Annotated in this window: 22 protein-coding genes; 13 read left to right on the forward strand and 9 right to left on the reverse strand. The window is 36.7% G+C overall.

Translation table 11 applies throughout. The features are described 5' to 3' along the window. The first annotated feature begins 154 nt into the window (after window positions 1-154). Entirely contained in the window at window positions 155-1,027 is an 873-nt protein-coding gene (locus tag LPB86_RS15120) for a DUF808 domain-containing protein (protein ID WP_230645411.1), read from the forward strand. Here LPB86_RS15120 and LPB86_RS15125 read toward each other — a convergent pair. Genes LPB86_RS15125 through LPB86_RS15145 form a run of 5 tightly spaced genes read right to left on the reverse strand, consistent with a single transcriptional unit; the run spans window position 1,011 to window position 7,678 of the window. Beyond that, window positions 1,011-1,421, reverse strand: coding sequence for a response regulator (locus LPB86_RS15125; protein WP_230645413.1), 411 nt, complete (start codon window positions 1,419-1,421; stop codon window positions 1,011-1,013). The genes LPB86_RS15120 and LPB86_RS15125 overlap by 17 nt on opposite strands. Further along, on the reverse strand, window positions 1,405-2,490 hold the full coding sequence (locus LPB86_RS15130; protein WP_230645415.1) for a hybrid sensor histidine kinase/response regulator: 1,086 nt from the start codon (window positions 2,488-2,490) through the stop codon (window positions 1,405-1,407). The genes LPB86_RS15125 and LPB86_RS15130 overlap by 17 nt, the downstream gene beginning before the upstream one ends. Window positions 2,491-2,501: 11 nt before the next feature. Beyond that, window positions 2,502-4,646, reverse strand: coding sequence for a 7TM diverse intracellular signaling domain-containing protein (locus tag LPB86_RS15135; protein WP_230645417.1), 2,145 nt, complete (start codon window positions 4,644-4,646; stop codon window positions 2,502-2,504). 42 nt (window positions 4,647-4,688) lie between these two features. Then, a complete protein-coding gene (locus tag LPB86_RS15140) occupies window positions 4,689-5,372 on the reverse strand; it encodes a hypothetical protein (protein ID WP_230645419.1) in 684 nt (227 codons plus the stop codon). Window positions 5,373-5,389: 17 nt separating this feature from the next. Then, window positions 5,390-7,678 (reverse strand): Rv1355c family protein, encoded by a 2,289-nt coding sequence (locus tag LPB86_RS15145; RefSeq protein ID WP_230645421.1) that lies wholly within the window; start codon window positions 7,676-7,678, stop codon window positions 5,390-5,392. A 117-nt stretch (window positions 7,679-7,795) separates the two neighbouring features. Here LPB86_RS15145 and LPB86_RS15150 point away from each other — a divergent pair, with 117 nt between their 5' ends. Genes LPB86_RS15150 through LPB86_RS15165 form a run of 4 tightly spaced genes read left to right on the forward strand, consistent with a single transcriptional unit; the run spans window position 7,796 to window position 13,379 of the window. Next, window positions 7,796-8,260, forward strand: coding sequence for a response regulator (locus tag LPB86_RS15150; RefSeq protein ID WP_230645477.1), 465 nt, complete (start codon window positions 7,796-7,798; stop codon window positions 8,258-8,260). 38 nt (window positions 8,261-8,298) lie between these two features. Next, the gene (locus LPB86_RS15155; RefSeq protein WP_230645423.1) at window positions 8,299-8,763 is read left to right on the forward strand and encodes a response regulator; all 465 of its coding nucleotides are present in this window, start codon (window positions 8,299-8,301) and stop codon (window positions 8,761-8,763) included. Window positions 8,764-8,788: 25 nt separating this feature from the next. Continuing rightward, window positions 8,789-12,364, forward strand: a complete 3,576-nt coding sequence (locus tag LPB86_RS15160) for a PKD domain-containing protein (protein WP_230645425.1) — start codon at window positions 8,789-8,791, stop codon at window positions 12,362-12,364. Window position 12,365: 1 nt separating this feature from the next. Then, entirely contained in the window at window positions 12,366-13,379 is a 1,014-nt protein-coding gene (locus tag LPB86_RS15165; protein WP_230645428.1) for a type IX secretion system membrane protein PorP/SprF, read from the forward strand. A 2-nt stretch (window positions 13,380-13,381) separates the two neighbouring features. Here the strand turns inward: LPB86_RS15165 and rpoN are convergent, their stop codons facing one another. Next, window positions 13,382-14,854, reverse strand: coding sequence for an RNA polymerase factor sigma-54 (rpoN, locus tag LPB86_RS15170; protein WP_230645479.1), 1,473 nt, complete (start codon window positions 14,852-14,854; stop codon window positions 13,382-13,384). Between the two features lie 243 nt (window positions 14,855-15,097). Between rpoN and mscL the strand changes: the two genes are divergently transcribed. The 5 genes from mscL to tsaB all read left to right on the forward strand — a co-directional run bounded on the left by mscL (window position 15,098) and on the right by tsaB (window position 17,172). Beyond that, on the forward strand, window positions 15,098-15,529 hold the full coding sequence (gene mscL / locus LPB86_RS15175; protein WP_230645430.1) for a large conductance mechanosensitive channel protein MscL: 432 nt from the start codon (window positions 15,098-15,100) through the stop codon (window positions 15,527-15,529). A 101-nt stretch (window positions 15,530-15,630) separates the two neighbouring features. Further along, window positions 15,631-15,789, forward strand: a complete 159-nt coding sequence (gene rpmH, locus LPB86_RS15180; protein ID WP_008241331.1) for a 50S ribosomal protein L34 — start codon at window positions 15,631-15,633, stop codon at window positions 15,787-15,789. Window positions 15,790-15,849: 60 nt separating this feature from the next. Next, a complete protein-coding gene (gene rnpA, locus LPB86_RS15185) occupies window positions 15,850-16,245 on the forward strand; it encodes a ribonuclease P protein component (RefSeq protein ID WP_230645432.1) in 396 nt (131 codons plus the stop codon). Beyond that, window positions 16,232-16,462: a membrane protein insertion efficiency factor YidD gene (gene yidD, locus LPB86_RS15190; RefSeq protein ID WP_230645434.1), complete on the forward strand. Its 231-nt coding sequence runs from the start codon at window positions 16,232-16,234 to the stop codon at window positions 16,460-16,462. The genes rnpA and yidD overlap by 14 nt, the downstream gene beginning before the upstream one ends. Window positions 16,463-16,485: 23 nt before the next feature. Beyond that, on the forward strand, window positions 16,486-17,172 hold the full coding sequence (gene tsaB / locus LPB86_RS15195; RefSeq protein WP_230645436.1) for a tRNA (adenosine(37)-N6)-threonylcarbamoyltransferase complex dimerization subunit type 1 TsaB: 687 nt from the start codon (window positions 16,486-16,488) through the stop codon (window positions 17,170-17,172). Here tsaB and LPB86_RS15200 read toward each other — a convergent pair whose 3' ends face one another. Then, window positions 17,173-18,573 carry a DUF5723 family protein gene (locus LPB86_RS15200; protein WP_230645438.1) on the reverse strand — a complete coding sequence of 467 codons (1,401 nt, stop codon included), beginning with the start codon at window positions 18,571-18,573 and terminating at the stop codon, window positions 17,173-17,175. A 40-nt stretch (window positions 18,574-18,613) separates the two neighbouring features. Continuing rightward, window positions 18,614-20,191, reverse strand: a complete 1,578-nt coding sequence (locus LPB86_RS15205; protein WP_230645440.1) for a hypothetical protein — start codon at window positions 20,189-20,191, stop codon at window positions 18,614-18,616. A gap of 99 nt (window positions 20,192-20,290) precedes the next feature. Here LPB86_RS15205 and LPB86_RS15210 point away from each other — a divergent pair, with 99 nt between their 5' ends. The 3 genes from LPB86_RS15210 (at window position 20,291) to LPB86_RS15220 (ending at window position 23,911) form a co-directional block, all read left to right on the forward strand. After that, the gene (locus tag LPB86_RS15210) at window positions 20,291-20,677 is read left to right on the forward strand and encodes a DUF423 domain-containing protein (RefSeq protein WP_230645442.1); all 387 of its coding nucleotides are present in this window, start codon (window positions 20,291-20,293) and stop codon (window positions 20,675-20,677) included. Beyond that, entirely contained in the window at window positions 20,677-23,154 is a 2,478-nt protein-coding gene (priA, locus tag LPB86_RS15215; protein ID WP_230645444.1) for a primosomal protein N', read from the forward strand. Before LPB86_RS15210 ends, priA begins: the two co-directional genes overlap by 1 nt. 100 nt (window positions 23,155-23,254) lie before the next feature. Then, window positions 23,255-23,911, forward strand: coding sequence for a protein-L-isoaspartate(D-aspartate) O-methyltransferase (locus LPB86_RS15220; protein ID WP_230645447.1), 657 nt, complete (start codon window positions 23,255-23,257; stop codon window positions 23,909-23,911). Here the strand turns inward: LPB86_RS15220 and smpB are convergent, their stop codons facing one another. Then, a complete protein-coding gene (smpB, locus tag LPB86_RS15225) occupies window positions 23,912-24,361 on the reverse strand; it encodes an SsrA-binding protein SmpB (protein WP_230645449.1) in 450 nt (149 codons plus the stop codon). Window positions 24,362-24,401 lie beyond the last annotated feature (40 nt).

Below are 24,401 nucleotides of genomic sequence, written 5' to 3' on the forward strand. Positions count from 1 at the left end.
GATGAGTATTCCATCAATTAATGCTGTAATCTGTTTGCTCAATTATAGATTTTGAAGTTGGAATAACTTGTATAATAGCGTGATTTTGTTTCCAAAAAATAAGGCTTTCTTGAATTAAAATCTGCATTTTGCGCCATAAAAAAATAATAGATAAATGGCCTCAGGTTTTTTTGCAATTTTAGATGATATAGGTGCGTTAATGGATGATGTTTCTGTTGCCGCAAAAGTAGCGACAAAGAAAACCGCCGGGATTTTAGGGGATGATTTGGCTGTAAATGCTGAAAAAGCCACAGGTTTTTTATCGTCCAGAGAACTACCTGTACTTTGGGCAATTACTAAAGGATCTCTGGTTAACAAGATTATTATTGTTCCGGTAGCCTTGATTTTAAATGTGTTTTTTCCAATAGCCATTAAATTCATCTTATTACTTGGAGGCGCTTACCTGGCTTTTGAAGGTGTTGAGAAGATTGTAGAATATTTATTTCATCGTCCAAAAAAAGGTCATGAAGTAGTGGATGAGCGTGAGCAAAATGATACTGATGCTGAAAAAGCCAAAGTTAAATCTGCAGTACTGACCGATTTTATTTTATCCGTAGAAATTGTAATTATTGCCTTGGGTACCGTTTTGGAAGAGAGTTTATCTATACAGATCTTGACTGTATCTGTAGTTGCAATTTTGGCAACTATTGGTGTTTATGGTATAGTTGCATTGATTGTAAGGATGGATGATGCAGGCTACAAATTGATTAAAAAGGCCAATGAAAAAGGGTTTCTCGCTGGTTTGGGGCGCTTTCTGGTAAAATCGTTACCAATCATTATTCGTATACTAGCTGTAGTGGGTACGATAGCCCTAATTCTGGTGTCGGGAGGTATTTTTGTTCACAACGTGGAATATTTCCACCATTTACTTCCAACTGTACCTGGAGTTGTTAAAGAATTCGGTATTGGATTAGTTGCCGGACTGCTTGTAGTTGCACTGGTGACAGGCAGCAAAAAGTTAATTGCGGTGTTTAAGAATACAAATTAATTAGTTCTCTGAGTTCTTCTGGATTGAGCGGCTTTTTTAAAAGTTTAACCACATAAGCATTAGCCTCTGCTCTTTTAATATCCCCAAAATCAAGTGTAGAGGAAAGCATGGCAATTGAACAGTGATTGGCTAATTCATTAGGAAATCTTTTATAAGCTTCTAAAAATTCAAATCCGTTCATGTCTGGCATTTGTATATCAAGCAGGATGAAATCTGGCAACTCTTCTGGTGTGTTTAGGTTTTTTTGAAGATATGATAAGGCCGATTCTGCCGAATTACATTGGATAATTTGATCAAATAATTTGGTAAGGGTAATTATTCTGGAGTGGATTTTTAAATCTACTTCATTGTCATCTATAAGCATTACCCTGCTTGTTTTAGTTGGATTGGGCATTTGGTATATTTATTTTAAAAGTAGTACCATTAATTTCATCAGAACTCACTGTTATTTTTCCATTGATTTTGTTGAGGGCTTCTTTAACAATAAATAAGCCCAGACCACTGCCACTCAATGTGCTGCTTTTAAAAAACTGAGTAAATATCCTTTCCAAATGCTCATTTAAAATGCCAATACCATTGTCGTTAATAATAATTTCTGCCTCCAGCTGTGTAACCTGAATATCAATGCTTACTTTTTTATGGGTTTCTTCTTCTTTCTGATATTTTATTGCATTAGAAATCAAGTTGCCTAAAATTACCTCTATTCTAAAAGCATCTCCCGAAAAACGATGCTGCTGATCAATCTTTATTTTAAAAACTGTTTCGCGATCTGCCAGGGAATAAACTTCCAGCAGGTCATACGTTAGGGTATTGAAATCTATATCGGTATTTTCAGAAACCGTTTTGTTGTTTTTGTAGTATTGAAGTGTTTTCTGGATGTAGTAATCCAACTTGTTTGAACAGTTTTCTATCATAGACCAGTACTCACCACTTGAATGGTAAAGATCTTCCATTTTTACGAGGTTCAGGACGCCAATTACTGATACAAGAGGCGCTCTTAATTCATGAGAAATGCTGTAAATGAATCTGTTGAGTTCGTCGTTGGTTTTTTCTAACTCTGATACCTTATTTCTAAGATCTATCTTTGCTTTGTAAGCATCGTAAGCATTCTTTATAGAATTGTGCAACTCAAGGTCATTCCATGGTTTTGTAATGTATCTGTAAATGTCACCATGATTTATAGCATCAGCTAAAGACTCCACATCTGTATAACCAGTTAATAAAATACGAATAGGGTCGGGAAAGGTTTCTGTAATGCTTTTAAAAAATTCTACGCCAGTTAATCCAGGCATCTTTTGATCTGCAATAATTACCTGGATAGAAACACTTTGAAGTATTTTTAATCCTTCAAAGGCAGAAATTGCTGTATAAATTTCATATTGACGTCTAAAGCTAGCTTTAAATGAGTTTAAATTATTTTCCTCATCATCAATATATAGAACCCTTACAGTTGGTGCACTCATAATAAAAGGAGTTATCTATTGTTTAAAGGCAAGGTAATAATAAATTCTGTACCTTCATTTATTTTTGTTTGCACATCTATATTTCCATGGTGACTTTCAATAATTCTGAAAACGATGGATAAACCCAAACCTGTTCCTTCTCCTACATCTTTCGTAGTAAAAAATGGTTCAAATATTTTTTGTTTTACTTCGTCTGGCATGCCTGTGCCAGAGTCTTTTATGCTGATTTTAACGTATTGGTCTTCTTTCCAGGTTGTAATAGTAATAAACTCTTCTGCATTATGCTGAGGCTTTGATTTTATGGCTTGTACAGCATTTGTGATTAAATTCATGAAAACCTGATTGATTTTTCCGGGCATACATTCTACCTCAGGCAGCTCCTGATAATTTTTAACAACACTAAGGTAGGAAGGGAATGTACTCTTTATTAGTACAAGCGTAGAGTCTAATCCTTCATTAAGGTCCACAGGTTTGGTATCGTTTTCGTCCAAACGGCTAAAATTCTTAAGACTTCTTATAATTTCTGCAGTTCGTTTTGCTCCATCTCCAATTCCGGAAAGCAAGGATTTGATTTCTTCTCTTACATAATGGATGTCAATTTTTCGTTTGAAGGATTCTATACTTGAAATCTGTTTCGCAAGATCTCCGTCGTAGTCGAGTTTCTCATACATTGAAATTACCTCATTAAGGTCGTTGATGTCCAACTCAAGAGGTTTAATGTTTGAAGTTACGAAGTTGATTGGATTATTAATTTCATGTGCTATACCTGCGGTAAGCTGACCAAGCGAAGCCATTTTTTCGGAATCTACCAACTGTGATTGTGCTTCTTTCAGGTTGTATAACGTATCATTTAAAGTATGATTTGTTTGTTCCAAAGCTTCTGTACGCTCCATAACTTTTTCCTCAAGAATAGCGTTTTGCTCTCTGATAATCCGTTCATTTTCCTGCAGGGCTTTTAGTGTTTCTTCTTGTGAACGCTCCTTGTCTTTTTTAAAGATGTTAATTTTATCTGCAAGGGCGAAAGACAGTAGCGTAACTTCGGCAGCTGAACCAAAAAGTATTGCGTAGGCTGTTATGGTATTGTAGGGGATAATACCGTAATCCTTTAAAACATATACAACGATCCCAATCATTAAGGATGTCCAACCAATTAAGTAGTATTTTGCCTCCGCATAGCCTTTTCTGTATAGATATACTGAGATTCCAAGTATGGCTACGGCTACAATCGATTGCGTGGATAATATTTGTTTAAAGGTTAAAGAATAAAAACCTAAAAGACTTGTAATGATGAAAATGACATAAATGAGCTGGAATATTTTTAGCAATATGAAAAGCTTTTTGGCTATTTTTTTCATATGCATAAATTCTATAAGAAATTGTACGCCAACTATACTAACCAGGCAGGTAAGTAAGAAGACGCTGAAATTGCCAAACCAAGGACTTTCTGACCAAATGTATTTATACGTAAAGCCTGTTAAGGAAGCTTGTGTAATACCAATAAAGAGGGTGTGAAGTACGTAGTATAGATAACTTTTATCCCGGATGCTGAAATATACAAACAAGTTATATAAAAACATAACCAGTATGATGCCGCAGTAAATTCCGAACCAAAGTGTTTGATCTGAAACTTCTGATGAGAGCGTGTCCGATTTAATGATTTTAATTGGCAATAATATCTGTTTGTGTCCTCGTACTTTTAAGTAAAATGTTTTGGTTTCTCCCGGGGCTAAATTAAGCTTAAACAAGAAATTTACGCTTTGCGTGTAGGTTCTTTGATAGAATGGGAACTTTTCTCCTTGCTTAGTGAGGTGGTATTGCCCGTTTTTAAGTGGCGTATAGAGGTATATTTCTTCTAATAAAGGTTGGATAATTTCCAGCAAGTTATCTGTTGATCTGCCGTCATTTTTAACCGTAAATTTAAGCCAAAACGTGGAAGGAGAAACTTGGAAGTTTACAATTTCTTTGTCTGCTGTAATAAAATTCTTAGCTTTTAATACCTCGTTAAATGTAAAGGTATTGTCTTTATCCTCTAAATATGAAATATAGGTTCCAATTAGTTCTGGGCGCTGGTTGTCATTTAAATTTAACACCCTATCAAACGAGTAACTAAAATTACTGATGATACATAAAATAAAGACAAAAGTGAATTTTAGCATTGAATGATTGGTATTTAAATGAGGATAATTTGAATTCGTTAATTATTTAAGTAGATGATAACTAATTTCTAACTCTCTTTTTTGACTTGCTTCTATGCGTGTGATCAATGGGTTTTCTCGCAGATCAAAAATAAGTGTTTTTTCTGAAGGTAGTGCTAATGGCAGCGTGTCGGTATTTTTGATGATGATACTTGTAGCTACAAGATCTAATTTTGGGTAAATAAAAGTGCCTTCATTACCTATTGATTTTTCTACTTCAAAACCTTTTTCTACGCTTATGTTGAGCGTATGTGGAGCGCATAGTGCAAACAAAGTTGATAAATTTAACTTCGGTATAATGCTGATGCCCGCCCTCATTAATATGTAACTGCCAATACCCCAGCCAGCAGTAGTTTTTGCATTCCAAAGGCCACAGAGCTCAGCGGTACCAGCAGCAGTATATTTATCTATCAGGCCGTAAACGCTTTTATCAACCATAGCTACCGCATCTTCCATAGGTAATCTGGTGATTCCATCGGCAATATGTATCCTTATTCCACCTACAGTTTCATTGGTGTCGGCCATTTCGGCTACAATGACGTATACTGCAGGATTATAAAACCAATCTGTACTTGAGGAAGTAACCTTTGTTACACCATAATCGAGTAATACTTTTGCATGTCCCTGGGCAAATTTAGTGCAGGACGCTAAATCGTCTATGGCCCTGAACATCCTTACTTTTAGCATTCTTTATAGATAAAGATTTAGTGTTTGATGAATAATTGTTTTGCCAATGGTCTCCTTAACGATCTGATAGGCTGTGTGTTTGTTAATGTTAGCCTGAAAACGAATATGGGATACCTGGTGTTTTCAAGAGAAAGTATTTTGTAGAATCTTTCACTAATGTTTTTCATTTCCTTTTTTTCATATTCATTAAATTCTGACTCATTTGGGCTTAGAAATAACTCATTCATGAAGGTTATTTGCGAAATGGGCTGGAAAGAAATACCGCGGTAATTTGCTTCAAGCCAGACTTTTTCCAACGCTCTTCCTCCCTTCAGAAAATCGTAGCCCTCGTGTCCGTCCATCGTAATTACGCCAATAGCCGATGCTTTTAAAATAGATTCTTTGGATATTTTCTTAAAACCATGTCCCTGCTGTAGTTCATGTAGAAATTCAATTGCTTTGGGATCCTTCGCTATAGTTAAAGCAGCAAGTTCGCTTTGTTTCATATTTAAGGTAGCTACATCCAATCCATCTGCGGATGTTAGAATTTCTTCTGCTGAAAAACGAAGTTCTTTAACAAAGGTATCGTAATGCCCGCGGGGATGTAAAAAGCGAAGTCGCTCTGTATTGGTTAAAATTTCAGAGAATTCGATCAGGTCTTCTTCATTTTCAAATATTTTTAATCCGGCACCAGTAATTTCGCTTGCTGTTTTACTGAGTAGACTCTTGAGATCTTCAGTTAATAAAACTCTTTCAGAAACATCTCTGTTGGTAATTCTGCTGCCAATTATAGGTGCCAGGTGAAGCAATTCTGCATTGGGCGTAGTCTGCTCAAATGACAATACGGCAATGAGCCGTTGGTCATCACTTAAAGGTAAGATATCTTCATTTGCTTTAAGGCCAAGTTTGTTGGCTGTAACCTTGATATTTTCTAACATTGCTCCGAAACTAACATAGGAGCCTAAATTATTGTAATCAAGTAAAGAATAGGAGTGATGCTGATCATGAAAAATAAAAAGCATGTTTCTATCGAACAAAAATTTCCAGGGCTGTGCATTTCCACCGGATGGTGCGAGCGTAGCGGATTTTACGATATCTTCGAGATTGCTGCTATCAATTTTTACAGGAAATACCTCCTTTTTGTATTTTCCTGCGATTTGTTCTAAATCATTAAAAGTTAGCGCCGCAGGACCATCGTATTTACTGGTGTCTACAGGGGCTGGTTTTTTATCACCAACAAGTTCGTCAAGATCAATATAGTATCTGCCTGATTCGTGATATTGATCAAGAAGAATTCTGCGTGAGACATCAGTGGTTAATGCACCTCCTAACACTACAGAAGAGGCCAGCTGCGGCCAGGTGTTGATGGATTGTTCTACTTCGAGCATAGAGGCTTTTAAGCGGGTAGAAATACTTTCTGCTCCGATCATCTTAAGCACAAAAGGTATTTTTTCTTCATTTGTTAAGCCCTTTATGTTTTCTGGATCTAAGCCGTCTGCCAATCCATGAAGTATAGGACGGGAAGGTTCAAGGTCAAAACGCTCCACGTCAAGCATACCCCGGTCATTGGTGTCCATTACCACAGGTATATTTAATTCTCTGGCTTTAAATCGACTTTCAATTTTGATGTCAAGACCATCGCAGACTTCTACAAACAAATCAAGCTTTCCTCCGCCGGTAAAAAACTCGTTTATATTACCTTGATGAAGACCGTCGTTAAAGATTCGAACTTTAATAAATGGATCAATTTCCGCAATCTCTCTGGCTGCAATAACAGTTTTTTGCAATCCTAAATTTTGGATGCCCGTACGAAGCCGGTTTAAATTACTTAATTCGGCGGTGTCAAAATCTGCCAGTCTTAACTCACCGCATGTACGCTCCATGGCTAATGTAAGCGCTATAGATTGGCCAACAGAAAGTCCAACAACGCCTATTTTTTTACTTTGGAGTAAAGCCTGTTCTTCTCTTGTTATTTTGTATCGGTTTCGATTTGTTCTAACCTCAATAAATTCTTCAGCATCGAGTGCATGAATTAATTTGTTGCTCCAGGGGTAATATATCCAAACACCATATTTAGATAAATCCTGGCCAGCTAAATGTTTATCCTTGAGCTCATCTATCTGTTTACGTGATGGCTTCTTGAGCTCCGGATTTTTAGATTTTAACAGATCATCAAGCTGTGTGCTGATTTGATCGTGTATTTGTATCGTCGGATTTTGCGCTAATAAATTTTCTAGTGCGGTTTCTTGATCCTGATTTTGGATTCTATAAAATAATGGCTCATAACAAAGTTGAGACTCTATTGATTGGTTTTCAGATAATAGCATGGAAAATTTATTGTAAACCCCTGATAAATTAATTCAATAGAGCAAAAATAGCTATATTTAGCATATTAATGCGTCTTTGAGGTGCTTAATTCAAAAATTGCGTAATTTTGATTTATGATGGACAAACAGGATATAAATATACTATACGTAGATGATGAAGTTCATAATTTGAATGCCTTTAAAGCCTCATTTAGAAGGTGTTTTAATGTTTTTACGGCTGACTCCGCAGCAGATGCATTAGCGGTGTTAAAAGAAGAAAGTATCCATGTAATTGTTACAGACCAGCGCATGCCTGTGATGACCGGAATTGAATTTTTGGAATCCATTATTGAGAAATATCCTGATCCGATAAGGATTTTACTAACTGGTTATTCTGATATTAATGCAGTTATTGATGCAATTAATAAAGGTCAAGTCTATTTATACATCACCAAACCATGGCAAGACGATGAATTGAGGCTTAATCTCGAAAGAGCTTATGAAGTGTTTTCTCTAAGAAAGCAAAATAAGGAACTAAACGAGAAACTTACCGTCGTTAATCAACAACTTGAATTTATGCTTCGCCAAAAATTGCTTTCGTAAAAAAAAGTCTGTTATATTTAGCATCTAATGTTTTTTATATGAATAATCAGTCAATCAACGTTCTTTATGTAGATGATGAAATTCATAATCTAAACTCCTTTAAAGCGGGATTTAGGAGAGTGTTTAATGTATTTACTGCGGAATCTGCTGTTGAGGGGAGAAAAATTCTGGATACTGAAGAGATCAATATTGTGATCACAGATCAAAGAATGCCCATAACCACGGGAATCGAATTTTTGGAATCTATTATTCCTGATTATCCGGACCCCATTCGGATATTGTTGACTGGGTATGCGGATATTACTGCCGTAATTGATGCTATTAACAGGGGAAAGGTATATCGGTATCTTCAAAAGCCCTGGATGGAGGAGGAATTGAAGATTAGTATTGAAAAAGCTTTTGAAGTTTACATACTTCGAAAGGAGAATAAGGAGCTAACTGCTAAACTGATTGAGGCTAACGAACAGCTTGAAAGCCTTCTGAAACAAAATCTACTGCCTTAATTATACCTGTTTAATTTTCTTTTTTATGAGTAAATCGGTTTACCTGCTGATTTTTATCCTTATACTTTTGTGTTTTCAGAAAGTAAATGGCCAAAATATATCTAATGAGGGCACTGAGTTTTGGGCTGTTTTTCCAACTCATAATCCTGCCGGTGCTAACAATTTGGCTAATATTACTATATATGTGACTTCTAAAGAGAATTCTGAAGTAACAGTTAGTTGTGGTACTTATACATCAGGGTCAAAAGCAATACCTGCCAATACCAGTGTGCCATTTGATGTGCCTAGAAGCCAGGCGTACATTGATGAAACTGAATCTTATCCTACAAGAACTATTATTTCAGAAAGTGTACTCTCAAGAGGGATTCATGTTAAAGTTACAGATGGTCAACCTAAAGTTGCAGCTTATGCCCATATTTATGCAGGCAGGCGATCGGCAGCATCATTGCTATTACCAGTAGAAGCTGCTGGACAGAAGTATTATTCTATGAATTTTACACAGAGTCCTAATGAAGGCAATAACTTTATTGTCATTGTTGCTGCGGAAGACGATACAGATGTAAGAATTCATAATGGTAATACAATAATTCCTATACATTTGAACCTTAAAGGGGATGTTTTTGAATATCGCTCTGTAGATGCCACTGATTTAACTGGGACCTTTATAGATGTAGATCCAATTAGTTCTGGATGCAAGAAATTTGTAGCATTTTCAGGAAGTTCAGCTGATAATATTGGTGATTGCGTGTTGGCTCCAAATGTTACTGTGTCAAGAGATCCACTTTTTCAGCAGCTTTATCCTGTGAATAGTTGGGGTAAAAATTACGGCATAGTGCCATTTATCGATAGACGGCATATTGTAAGGGTACTTGCACAAGAAGACAATACTACTGTAAAAGCAGATGGAGTTTTAGTTGCCACTTTAAATGCTGGTATGTATTACACTTCGCCAATATCAAGTGTCTCTTCATTAGTAACTGCAGATAAAAACATTAGTGTAGCGCAGTATTCTTTAAGCCAGGCATGTTCCGGGGTTAATGGAGGAGCTAAAACAGGTGATCCCGAAATGATCCTGCTAAATCCTGTAGAATTCAACATCAAGAAAATTACGTTGTTCTCTTCCAAAGACGAAGCGATTTCGGAGAAATATATCAATATATATATGAAAACCTCAGGCACATCAACCTTTAAGATTGATGGAGCAGCCCCCATCAAATCATGGGTGCCAGTTCCATCTAACCCAGAGTTTTCTTATATTCAAATTGGATTGGATATTGAGTTGACAAGTGTAACCTTAATGGCTGATGTTGGTTTTAATGCGGTTGCGTATGGTTTTGGAAATGTTGAGTCTTATGGATACTCTGCAGGGACTAATCTGGCAAGCAATAATTATTTATTGGTAACGAATGAAAGTAAAACGCTTGAAAGTCCTGATGCATGCGTGGATGAACCTGCTAGTTTTAAAGTGGTTCTTCCATATGAGGTTAGCAAAATTACCTGGTCGCTAAATGAGGGCATACCTTATGTAGATGCTGCGCCTGTTGCAACGCCGATTACAGTGAATGGAGAAGTCTATTACTCTTATTTTTATTTAGCAAATAAAGAATTCGAGTTGGCTGATCTGGGTGAGAATGAGATGAAAGTGAACATAAATTTGGCTGCCACCATGGCTGGGTGCCCGGGAGCACCGCTTGAGTTGACTTTTAAGTTTAATGTGGATGCTTTGCCAGATCCCGATTTTGATTTTGCACCTGGAACAAACATTTGTCCCGATGTACCTGTCCAGTTTTTTGACAGAAGCAACTCAAATACTGTTGGTAAGAAAATTGCCCGATGGACCTGGACGTTTGATGATGGTAAGATAGAAACAACTCAAAATCCCTTTCATACTTTTACCTCAGGCGGGGAACATAGCGTAAAGCTATCAGTTGCTACAGAAACAGGATGTATGTCTGATGTGAAAGATATTCCAGTGAATGTACGGCCAAAGATGACTGCTAAATTCAGTGCCCCTTCTGTTGTATGTCCGTCTGTTGAGTTCTCTATAACTGATCAGTCTAGCATAGAAACACCGGGTAAAATTGTAAAATGGCTTTGGAATTTTGGAGATGGAAAGCCAACGATTAATAAGTTTGACGCCTTACCTTTTACATATTCTTATAGTGAAGCAGGAAGTTATACCATTACTCTGGTTACCGAATCGGAATCTGATGGATGTCAAAGTTTTCCTGAACCTAAGGTGGTAACTGTAGCTTCATTACCTAATGTGAACTTTGAAATACCAACTGTGTGTCAGGCTGAAGTTGCTGTTTTTAAAAATACATCAACAAATGAACTAGGAACGGAAACAGGTTTGCAGTATTTCTGGGACTTTGGCGATGCTTCAAATCCCGCTATGAATACCTCACAACTCAAAGTTGGTGCACATTTATATCCTGGGCCTACAGATTATGATGTGACCTTAACTGTAATCAATGCCTCGGGTTGTAAGAATTCAAAGACTCAAAGAATTTCTGTTAACGGTGCAACTCCTGTCCCTATATTTAGTGTAGCGAATATGGATAAGTTATGTAGCAATAAGGAAGTTTTGGTGACCAGCACTTCTTATGTTTTACAAGGTGGTAATTTGACAAAACTTGAATGGCAGCCTGATTTTGTAAATCATCCGGAATGGGTAGTTACTGACGATAGTCCAACTTCTGGTGAGTCCTATTCTTTTGACTATAAAGCTTTCAATACGCCTGAAGCGAAAACTTATAAAATACGCCTAGTTGCTTATTCTGGGGGTACTGCGCTTAGCTGTCATGAGGATAAGACTCAAGATATTACTGTTTTAGCGGCTCCAATCTTAAAATTTGATGATATTGATCCAATTTGTGTTAATGCAGAATCCATACCTTTAACTCAAGCCGCAGAAACCGCTAATCTGCCAGGAACTGGCGTCTATTCCGGACCAGGCGTTGTTCAGGTTGGTGCTAACGCTTTTAAGTTTAATCCTGCAGTGGCAGGTGTAAATGAAAGTGGCCATACCATAACTTATACTTTCACCGCTAACAATGGCTGCCCTGAAACAATAGTTAACAAGATAAAGGTAATGCCAAAACCTTCTCTTTTTGTGGATCGTGATGTATATGTTTTAGCTGGAGGACAAAAGATGATTTTATCAGAAGCTACTGGCTTTAAAATATCTTATCAATGGAGTCCTGTAACTGGATTGAGTAGTAGTACAATTTCTAATCCTATAGTTACTCCTGAAAAAGACACAGAATATACGGTGACTGTAACTTCTGGTAGTAATTGCATTGTTTACCAAACGGTTTCTGTGCATGTTTTGAATTCGGTTAATGCTCCAAATACTTTCTCTCCAAATGGAGACGGTGTAAACGATACATGGAATATTGCCCATTTGGACAGCTATCCGAACGTAACCGTCGATATTTTTGACCGTTACGGCGCAAAAGTGTTTTTTAGTAAAGGATATTCCGTACCTTTTGACGGGAATTTTAAAAATGAAGCTTTGCCTGTAGGAACCTATTACTACATTATAGATCCAAAAAATGGCAGGAGTAGAGTAACGGGCTCATTAACCTTAATTAGATAATTTGAAACCTTACCATTTTATATTGGTTACATTTATGCTACTGGCATCAATAGCTACGGCCCAACAGCGGCCGCAGTATACCCAGTATGTGTTCAATAACTATCTTCTAAATCCTGCATTAAGCGGTATAGAAAATTATGCTGATGTGAAAATGGGCTACCGTAAACAATGGGCAGGTATCACTAATGCGCCAAAAACATCCTTTATTACTGCAAATTGGAACCTTGGAAGCGACTACTTATGGAGAAATGCATTGTCTTTACCTGAAAAAGGGGACGACCCGATGAGTAAAAATTACATGCAGAATTATACTGCTTCGCCTGCGCACCATGGCATGGGAGTGACCGCTGTTTTGGATAAGACCGGTCCAATTTCAAGACTCGATGCCAATGTTACTTATGCGTACCACTTACAGTTAGCTAATACATTAAATTTATCTGTTGGTGCTGCAGTGGGGTTAACTAATATAGCACTGGATGTGAATGCACTCTTATTGGAAAATGCCAGCGATCCCGCGCTTTCTAATACGATTGTAAACCAGGTGAAGCCTGATTTGGGCCTGGGGCTATGGTTATATGGCGCAAGGTTTTTTGCCGGAGTTGCCGCTCAGCAGATTATTCCGCAAAAGTTATCCTTTACAAATGATCCAAGTTATAATTCTGGGAAAGAGGTTGCTCATTATTTTATAACTGCTGGGTATAAACTTTTTATTGACGATGAGATAGCCGCTATTCCGTCGGTTATGGTTAAAAGTGTGCGTCCAACTCCGGTTTCTGTAGATATGAACTTGAAGGTGTCTTTTAGGGACAGGTTATGGGTTGGTGGAAGTTATCGTCGTAATGATTCTTATTCCGCACTTGTGGGATTTAATATGAGTAAGTTGATTAACTTAACTTACTCATATGATTTTACTACTTCGGATTTAAATAAGGTTAGCAACGGTACACATGAAATTGTACTTGGATTGCAGCTGAACAATATTTATGAAGTGCTTAGCACAACACGCATGTGGTAAGCTTACAATTCTTTTCTTAAACGAGCTACGGGGATATTCATTTGTTCCCTGTATTTTGCAACGGTACGTCTTGCGATATTATAACCGCGCTCTTTTAAGATGTCAGTAAGCTTTTCGTCTGCAAGTGGTCTGCGTTTGTCCTCATTACTAATACAGTCTTCCAGAATTTTCTTTACTTCTTTGTTGGAAACTTCTTCACCACTTTCTGTTTGGATTGCTTCTGAGAAGAAAGATTTTAAAAGAAAAGTACCAAATTCTGTTTGAACGTATTTTGAATTGGCTACTCTGGATACAGTAGATATATCCATATCTATCTTATCAGCAATATCTTTCAGGATCATAGGGCGCATTTTGCGCTCATCACCAGTTAATAAATATTCATATTGATATTGCATAATGGCGTTCATTGTTTTAAGCAAAGTTTGCTGTCTTTGTTTAATTGCATCAATAAACCATTTTGCCGAATCCAGTTTCTGCTTTACAAACTGGACAGCTTCTTTTAATTTTTTATCTTTTTGGGAGGCCTTGTCATAATGTTCAAACATGTCGATGTAGGAACGGCTAACCCGAAGTTCAGGTGCATTTTTAGAGTTAAGGGTAAGAATGAGTACGCCATCGTTATTCGCAACATGAAAGTCAGGAATCACCTGAAGCTGCTTTGTGGTAACCTGATTGGAATCTCCGGGTTTAGGATTTAATCTTAAGATTTCCGCAACAATTTCTTTAAGATCTTCGCTGTTTAAGCCCAGGGATTTTTCGAGTTTATCGTAGTGTTTTCTGGTAAATTCGTCCAGGTGATGTTCTACAATAGTAATGGCCTTTAAGATGATGGGATTGTTGGAGTCCTTCCTTTTGAGCTGTAAGGTAAGACATTCTTGTAAATCTCTAGCCGCAATTCCGGGAGGATCGAAGCTTTGAATGATTTTTAGCATATCTTCCACATCTTCTTCTTCCACCATTACGTTTTGGGAAAAAGCAAGGTCATCAATCATAGATGTAATTGGCCTTCTCAAATAACCATCATCGTCAAGGCTTCCAATTATTTGCTTGCCAACAATGAAATCTTTATCTGATAATGGTACAAGGTCAAGTTGTTCTTGCAAACTTTCGAAGAAGGTACTTTCTATAGCTATTGGCGTTTCTTTCTTTTCTTCATCGTCATCATTATTATTGTATGATGTGCTGTAGTCGTTTGTATTGTCATCCTGTAAATAATCATCTACATTAAATTCGTCAGAAGTATCTTCCTTGGCCGTTGAGTCGTAATCGTCCTGCCCGTCATTTAAATCATCGTATTCGCCTTTAGGTTCTTCAGCTACCATCAAGCTAGGATCTTCAAGAGCAGGATTTTCTTCTAATTCTTCTTTTATTCTTGTATCTAAAGCAACTGTTGGAACCTGCAGCAATTTGATGAATTGTATTTGCTGGGGAGATAGTTTTTGTAATAATTTTTGTTGTAGATGTTGTTTAAGCATGTTATAGTAACGCGGCATTTTATACCGTTTCAAAAATACACATTTGGATTAGATATATTGTAAGCAGTTAAATTTATTCTGCCCTGAACGTAGCTGTTAAACGAAGACTCACAAGAAAAAGTATCTTTTGGAAATTCTTTAAGACTTTAGTTAGCCAAGCGATAATACTATTTAAGATGATTTTTGATTCTAAAATAAAATTTATACTTTTATTTGCTAGTAAAAATATTTAAAAAGTACCCAATGAGTTTTGTAAAGGAATTTAAAGAGTTTGCCATTAAAGGCAGTGTAATGGATCTTGCTGTAGGCGTAATTATTGGTGGCGCGTTTGGGAAAATTATTGACAGCGTTGTGAAGGATTTAATCATGCCGTTGGTATCATCAATAATTGGTTCTATCGATTTCAGTAACCTGTATATTGTTTTAAAAGGAGAGCGGACAGCCAACCTGGCGCTTGAAGAGGCAAGAAAAGTTCCAGATACAGTAATTTTTGCTTATGGTAATTTTATTACTGTGGCTATCAATTTCTTTTTACTGGCATTGGCCGTTTTTATGTTGGTAAAAGGGATAAATTCTTTAAAACGTAAACAGGAAGTGGCTGATGCAAAACCAGTGGTGCCTACCAAAGAAGAAGCTCTGCTGACTGAAATTAGAGATTTATTGAAGTCGAAATAGTAGAAAACTAATTTACCTTTAAAATCTATTTGCATTTAAATAAAAATCGAACTATATTTGCACCTCTTATTTAAAAAAATAGTCTAAGATATAATACAGTTATGAAAAGAACATTCCAACCTTCGCAAAGAAAGAGAAGAAACAAACATGGCTTCCGCGAAAGAATGGCTACAGCAAACGGTAGAAGAGTATTAGCTTCCCGTCGTGCAAAAGGAAGAAAAAAACTATCAGTTTCAGACGAGCGTCGTCACAAAGCATAATTTTGATTGTAGCACGTTAAGTGTTGGCAGATCAAAATCTGCAATTTTACAATCGAAAACATGAAAACATTTTCTAAAGAAGAACGGTTATGCAGCAGAAAGTCGTTAGACCTGCTATTTAAGAACGGTTCTTCTTTTTTGTTATATCCCTACCGCGTTTCCTACTTGTTTATTGAGGCCAAAGAAGATTTTCCTGTTCAGGTGGTCATCAATGTATCTAAAAAGAGATATAAACGAGCCGTTGACAGAAATCTAATCAAACGTAGGACAAGGGAAATTTACCGCCTTCAAAAGCAAACCGAGTTGTATGATATACTTGACAGGCCAGGCGAGTTGCTATTGCTTTCTCTTCAGTTTATTGGAAAACAGAAATATGAGCATCTATTTTTGGAAAAGAAATTAAATGCCGCTTTGAAAAAGCTGCAAACCAATATCGGTACCCATGAAATTTCTTAGACAAATTATCGGCTGGTTCTTTCTGGCATTGATTAAAGTATATCAATTGCTAATTTCTCCCTTATTGGGAGCTAATTGCAGGTACACACCCACTTGTTCACAATACGGTATTGAGGCCATTAAAAAGCATGGACCATTTAAGGGTGGTTGGCTAACGCTTAAACGGATTGGAAGGTGCCATCCCTGGGCTGCCCACGGTCATGATCCTGTTCCTTAATTTAAAATACTATCTTTAATTAAATGACAACCCTACTTCAAATTGAAACTGCCACTCAGGCATGTGCAGTTGCACTATCTGTTAACGGTAAAACAATAGCTTTAAAGGAAGAAATTGCTCAGAATATTCATGCAGGCAACCTCACAATATTTATTGACGAAATAATGAGGGACGCTGGTTTAACTTACCCGGAACTGGATGCTGTAGCTGTGAGTAAAGGGCCGGGATCTTATACGGGTTTGAGAATTGGTGTGTCTACGGCTAAGGGTTTATGTTTTGCATTAGATAAACCACTTATTGCTGTTGATACGCTAAAAATGATGGCAAATGGCTTTCTCGAGCAAACTGACTGTTATGATGGTTTGGTTTGTCCGATGATTGATGCAAGAAGGATGGAGGTTTACACTACCTTGTGCGATGCTAAGCTAAATCTATTGACCCCTGTAAGTGCAATGGTGATTGATGAGCATGCTTATGAGGATGTATTGAAAACGGGAAAGGTGACTTTTATTGGTGATGGAGCCATGAAATGCGCTGATGTGATTAAACATGCAAATGCTATATTTTCACCTTTAAATTTTAATTCTGCAGCTAATATGAGTACATTAGCTTTTGATGCCTATGTTAATGAAGATTTCCAGAATATAGCTTACTTTGAGCCTTATTACTTAAAGGACTTTGTACTTACACAGCCAAAGAAAAAAGCCTAGTTATCTCTTTCTGCTAAATACACTAAATATTCTCTTAAAAAAGCTTTCTTCCTGCTGATCATCTATTCCTGGCATATAACTGCTGTTTAAAGGATGGTTTACGACATAACCAAATTTGATACTCATTCCCATATAGAAAGATGCGCCATTATAACCATTTGATCCGGTTACATCTTTTAAAATTACCGCAGTTTTTGATAAATTATCTGAGCCCAGGAAAAATTCAAAATTTGGTGTCTTGTACATGCCTTGTGCACCAATCATAAAAAAGCCATTAAGGTTGTAGTTGGGTACGATGCTGGCCGAAAAATCTCTGTATTTAAACGTATTAATGAATGCAAGATCTCCACCCTTGTAAACAAGGTTTTTTGATAATATTAAGCCTGGTACGTAGAAGTCAAAAGCCTTAGAGATCAAGAAATCTGCTTTGGCATTAGTTAAAGAATAAAAACTCTTTTGCTGATCGTTATTTTTGATGGTTTCGTAGATGTCAGTGCCTATTTCTATACTTGGATCATTTTGAAATTGTTCGATGGTTTTTTCGGTAAGCTCTACCGTATGTGATTTTTTGCTCCATTTGATAAAACCAAGATCCTTTAAATTGGCCATAATGGTAACCCCTTTTTTTGAGTTGTAAGTTGTTCCAAGACTAAGAGATAAACCGGGACTTTTAAAGTTGGGAAACAGTGTTTTCTTGTTGACTTCATCCCAATCAAAAAAGCTGGATTTATAAGCACCTGTAAGTTTTAGCAACAGCTGGTTGGAGGAAGGGTCTACGTACATCGATGATCCGTTGATATCTAGTTTATTGTAGGTTATGCCACTTAGTAAGCTAAGCTTTGCGCCAAACGAGAGCTTCTTGTTGTAATTTTCTCTGTAACTTATGCTAAACTGGTGGTAGGTTTGGACCTGGCCCTTGTCATTAAAGATATTTTCATATAGACGACCTTTATCAAACCGGTTGTAATCATCTAGTAAAGCCAGGCTTTCATTCGTGTAATCCAGGTGCGCATCTGTACGTACTTGCCAGGCAAAGCCAATTTCTTTATTAAATTTATATGATTTAAATATCCTAAAAGCGAATAGGTAAATATTTGCATTTTCATAAACTGTATTGGTTTTTCCACTTCCTAAGGGTAATCCTTGAGCTGTATAAAGACCATTGGAGATTAATCCTCTGATGGTATTATTTGCGTCGCCTTTATTTGCCGCGTTAACTCCAAAATTTGGAAGGAAAAAATTGGAAGCAAACTGTCTTGATGAATCTAATATAAATGCTTTTTGGGCAGGGTTTTCAAAAGCATCAAATAGGGTTTTTGTATTGAATAATCCATACTGCTGAGCATTTGCCTGAATGGTGAGGATGAGGAAGAAAACAGGTGTCAGGTATATTCTATTCATAAAGGAAATCAATTCCTAAATCTAGTGCTTTTTTTTTCTTTTATTGTGTAATGCTTACAACCGTATCTATTAACTTTTGCTCCTCTTTTGTATTTAACAAGAGATTGGTTTGGAATTTACCTTTATCTCCACTTAGTTGCCAGGTGAGGGTTTCAAATGGCCTTAAACCATCTTTAGAACGGTAATGTTTGTAGAACGGACTTAGTAAATTGTTTCTGAAAATAGCTTCAGACTGATTGTTATTTAAATAAAATACAACATTTGCAGTGGCTGAAAGCTGGTTAACTGCGGCAACATATGTGTTAGTGTTTATTAGTAAATTGTTGCTTTTATAATGACTTAGAAAATTTTGGAGTGTACTGGCATAATTGGAAAAAATCAAATAGTTATCAATGATAACATAATATGGTCTTTTAAATTTTTGAAATGCAGAACCAAAATAGAAATATAATAGGTCTGCTTCTTTAAAAAGCCTGATTTCATCCGTGTAGCTGTCGCTGATGTCGAGTAATTGTTGTTCGAGTTTATCTCCATTTGTTAAATTTACTGCACCAAGTTTTTCTCCAGTGTTGAGCTGGAATGTAATGAATTGATTTTTGGTGTATTTTGGAATGGATTCTTCCATGTTAATATGATACTTTTTGCTGAGGGTTTGGCTAAAATTATGTATATTCTTACTTTTTTGTTTTGAAAGCCAAAGGTTAAGCGATTTTCTCCATGAGCTGTAACTTTCTATTGCATAAAGCGTATAATTGGCCGTATTTTCTGGAAGAATATTATCTATAATTGTTTTTTGTGGGAGCAGGTTCGAAAAAAGCTGATGGTAATTATCCGGATCAGTTAGCAACGTGCTGCCATTAAACAATAGCCGCTCTTTACTAAAATTGTAATTTAAACTTGCAAAGGCATTTAAGTTTTTGAGCACAATCAAATCACCGTTGATGCCAGTACTAATCGTTTTTAACAGTTCCGGGATTTTATTGAAATTTATGAAAAGGTTAGCAAGATTAGATTTTCTGGCATTACTGTTTTCTTTTAAAAATTCAAAAAATGGATTATCTTTCCTTTCTTTTAATTGATTTAGAACTTTTGTGACTTGCTCAAAGGAGTTAGAAATCATAACCAGGTGATCAGTACTGGCAAGATAAAATGACGAACTGTCCGCTATTGTTATTTTTTTTAAAGGTGGAATGTTTTCTATTTTGAAATCACTGGATTTTAAGATTTCTTCCAGTTTTTTTTGATCCTCAGTTTCGTTAAGTTGGGTACTAAGCAATAAGTCCATTTCTCCTTTTTCTCCCGGTAATATACTGATATAGCTATTTTGCTGATCAAAACAGCGGAATAATTCTGGAGAGGAAGTAAAAGTAGTTTCTAAGGTTGAAAGTGTTTTAAACTTCGCTTCGCCTATTATATTCTTAAATAGCTGTTGGCCTTTTAAAATGTCAAATGTACTTTTGTCATTTTGAATACGGACAACGATGCCTGAATTACAGGTAGCTGCATAAATACTGGTGTCATTAATGCTGGTTCTTTTATCCAGGTTATTAAAATAAAACCAAGCCATGTATAACATGGCAAGCAGAAGAACAAATATGGTGGTGTATATGGTTTTCATTTTTTTAGTTACAGCAAATTTAATTTTATTACTTGGATTGGAGAGTGATGTATCCTGATTTTATTAATTTAGCGTTTCTTAAAATAAAATGGGTCACAAATGAATAAACGAATAATTTTAACGGCTGCTGTTTTTGGTGCTCTTGCAGTTATTCTGGGTGCGTTTGGAGCACATGGGTTAAGAGATAAAATAAGTGCAGAATCCATTACAATATGGAACAAAGGGGTAGAGTATCAGTTCTATCATACTTTTGCATTACTTTTTCTGTCTACCTTTGTAAGGTTTAGAAATAAACTGATTGACCTTGCATACTTTTCCTTTAGTTTTGGAATCTTACTTTTTTCGGGTTCGCTATACCTGCTAGCTTCCAAAAGCATCACTAATATTGGCTTTATCAATTATATATGGCCAATAACTCCATTAGGTGGATTATTGCTCATTCTTGGCTGGATGTTTTTGTTCCTTGCCGCATTAAGACACCGCTAATGCAGGATAGTCTTGATTTCAACGAGCGGGAAACTCTTTTTATAACCGTAATCTTACCACTGTCACTTTCAAAAAATTACATGTACCGCGTTCCTTTTCATTTAAATGAATTGATTGCGGTAGGTAAGCGCGTTATAGTTCAATTTGGGAAGAATAAAATTTACACCGCTCTAGTAAAAAGTATTCATACTACTGCTCCGGAACATTACGAAGCCAAATACATCATTGATGTAATTGACGAGCATCCTGTTGTCAATGCACTTCAGTTTGAATTTTGGGATTGGATGACCAGTTATTATATGTGTAATGAAGGGGATGTAATGGCTGCTGCTTTACCTGCCGGATTGAAACTTGCCAGTGAAACCATTATCATATTAAAAGAAGATTTTACCGATGGTTCCGAAATTATCACTGCAAAAGAGGCAATTCTAATTGAAGTGCTTAAAAAACAAGGACGTTTATCTGTTGATGAAATTACAAAATTACTTGGACAAAAGACTGTGTTCCCGATAATCAGGTCTTTAATGGAAAAGGAATTGGTTTATATAGCCGAAGAAGTAATTGATAAATATAAGCCGCTCTTAAAGTCTTTCATCAGCTTAAGTCCTTTTTATCAAGATGATGAGGAGAACTTTAAGCAGCTTTTTACGGTACTTGAACGTGCTCCTAAGCAGCTGGATGCCTTGTTGGCCTACATAACCCTATCTAAACAGAATCAGGAAATCTCAAAGCAGCATTTGCTGGAATTTAGTAATTGTGGACAGGGTGCAATTAAGGCGCTACTAGATAAAGACGTATTTATACTACAGAAAAAAGCAGTAAGCAGGCTTAAAGATGAAAATGATGACCTTATTTTAAATTTTAAACTCAGTACTTCACAAGAAAGCGCCTTGCAAAAAATCAATGAAGAATTTATACAAAAGGATGTTGTATTGCTTCATGGGATTACTGCTTCTGGTAAAACACAGATTTATATTAAGCTGATTGAGAAAGCCATTGAAAATAGTGGACAGGTACTATTTTTATTGCCTGAAATAGCACTAACCACTCAAATTGTAGAGCGGATAAAACTATATTTTGGCGATGCAATTGGTATTTATCACTCAAAATTTAATGATTTAGAGCGGGTGGAAATCTGGAACAAAGTGATTAATGGTACTTACAAAGTAATTTTGGGTGCGCGCTCTGCCGTATTTTTACCTTTTGGGGACTTGAAATTAATTGTGGTTGATGAGGAACATGAATCTTCTTATAAACAACATGATCCTGCACCAAGGTATCAGGCCAGGGATACAGCTGTTTACCTTGCGCACCTCCACAAGGCAAAGATTATTCTTGGTTCTGCAACGCCATCTTTAGAAAGTTATTATAATGCTTTGCAAGGTAAGTATGGCCTGGTTACGCTAACGGAGAGGTTTGGTGGTGTGCAATTACCGGTACAGCAAGTGGTAAGTATTGCAGAAGAAACGAAGAGAAAGAAAATGGTTTCCTATTTTTCAAGTGTGTTGGTAGATGACATTTCTTCTGCCATGGAGCTTAAAGAGCAAGTAATTTTGTTTCAAAACAGGAGGGGATATGCCACCATCTTAATTTGTGCCACTTGTGGTTTTGCACCAAAATGTATCAATTGCGATGTTAGTTTAACTTTTCACAAAAGTAGCGGACAGCTCCACTGTCATTACTGTGGTTACCACCAGCCAAGCCTAAAGCTATGCCCGGCTTGCGGCTCTGTTCATATTGAACAAAAGGGGTTTGGAACGGAAAGAGTAGAAGAAGAACTTAGCCTGATTTTTCCGGAGGCGAGGATTGCTAGATTGGATGTAGACACCACGAGAACAAAAAATAGTCTCCAAAAGATCATCTCAGAATTTCAGGATAAGAAAACTGATATTTTAATAGGCACACAGATGGTAGCTAAGGGGCTGGACTTTGATAATGTGACACTGATTGGTGTAATTAACGCAGATACACTGCTTAATTTCCCTGATTTTAGAGCTTTTGAAAGGAGTTTTCAATTGCTGGCACAAGTAGCTGGCAGGGCTGGAAGAAGAGAAAAACAGGGTAAGGTATGTATTCAGGCCTATGCTGATGACCACAGGATTATAAGGCAGGTGATGGATAACAATTATGTTGAAATGTATTATGATGAGATAGAGGAGCGAAAACAGTTCTTTTATCCGCCTTTTACGAGGTTAATTTTTATAAATATTAAACATAAGGATGCAGATGCGCTCAATTTGGCTGCTTTAAATTTTGCCGGAGTACTTAGGACGCAGCTTGGTGGGCGCATATTGGGACCGGAACAGCCGCTGATCTCCAGGATCCGTAATTATTACATTAAACAAATTATCATAAAAGCAGACAGGCAAACAAACATTCCTAAGCTTAAAAACTTTTTGAAAGAGAGCATCACTGCATTTAATGCTGAGAAAATTGCCAAGGGCATTATCCTGCAAATAGATGTTGATCCATATTAGTTTTGGTTTGCCTTGACATTGTGTTGTTTAGAAATTCAGGACAATATTTAAGTAAAATTCATACCTCCGTTTGATTTCAAAGCGCTATTTTTGAAGTTCGATGGCATACAAATTTGTAGACAATTACCGGGAAAGAGGCGCAAGAAAAAAATTGGTAGAACACCTTAAATCAAGGGGTATAGCAGATTTGAAGGTATTAAATGCCATAGGGAAAATTCCCCGGCACTTCTTTTTTGATGAGACATTCTGGAACCAGGCCTATAAGGATATTGCTTTTCCAATTGGTGGAGGACAAACGATCTCTCAACCTTATACTGTAGCCTATCAGACCGAAGTGTTACATATTAAAAAAGGCGATAAAGTATTAGAAATTGGTACTGGCTCAGGATATCAAACTTGTGTTTTGATGGAGTTGGGCGCAAATGTTTTTACAATTGAACGCCAGGAGAGCATTTACCAGCGTACCATTAAAGTTTTACCGGGAATGGGGTATCATGCCAAATTCTTTTTTGGAGATGGTTCTTTAGGGATTTCTGTACACGCCCCATACGATAAAATTATTGTAACAGCAGGTGCCCCTTTTGTACCGGAAGTTTTACTTAAGCAGCTTAAAATTGGTGGCATACTCGTAATCCCGGTAGGTAATGAGCATGCCCAGGTTATGGTAACCGTAATTAGAGTGAGTGAAACTGATTATGAGAAAATAGAACTGGATACCTTTAGATTTGTCCCTTTGGTAGGAGACCAGGCCTGGTAATTAAACTTTCATTGCACGATTCATCTCACGTTTTGATTCACGATCTTTGATGCTGTCTCGTTTGTCAAATTCTTTTTTTCCTTGCGCCAACGCAATTTCTATTTTTGCAAATCCCCTGTCATTGGTGAAAATTCGTAAAGGAACAATTGTATAGCCTTTTTCTTCGCCCTTAACCCTTAGTTTTTTTAATTCCTTTTTTTGTAAAAGCAAAGCCCTGTCTCTTTTTATATCATGGTGATGAAAAGAACTGTGGCTATATTCAGAGATATGAAGGTTTCTTACATACAAAATGTTGCCAACAAACATGCAAAAAGCGTCAGACATGTTCGCTTTTCCTTGTCTGATAGCTTTGATTTCTGTACCCAAAAGTGCCAGTCCGGCCTCATATTTCTCAATAATGTGGTAGTCAAAATAAGCCCTTTTGTTTTTTATTTGTATATCGTTCTTCATTAAGAGTTAGGTGTTGAATTTATTAGAGCCCGCAAATATC

Source organism: Pedobacter sp. MC2016-14 (assembly GCF_020991475.1).
In the GTDB taxonomy this organism is placed as follows: domain Bacteria; phylum Bacteroidota; class Bacteroidia; order Sphingobacteriales; family Sphingobacteriaceae; genus Pedobacter.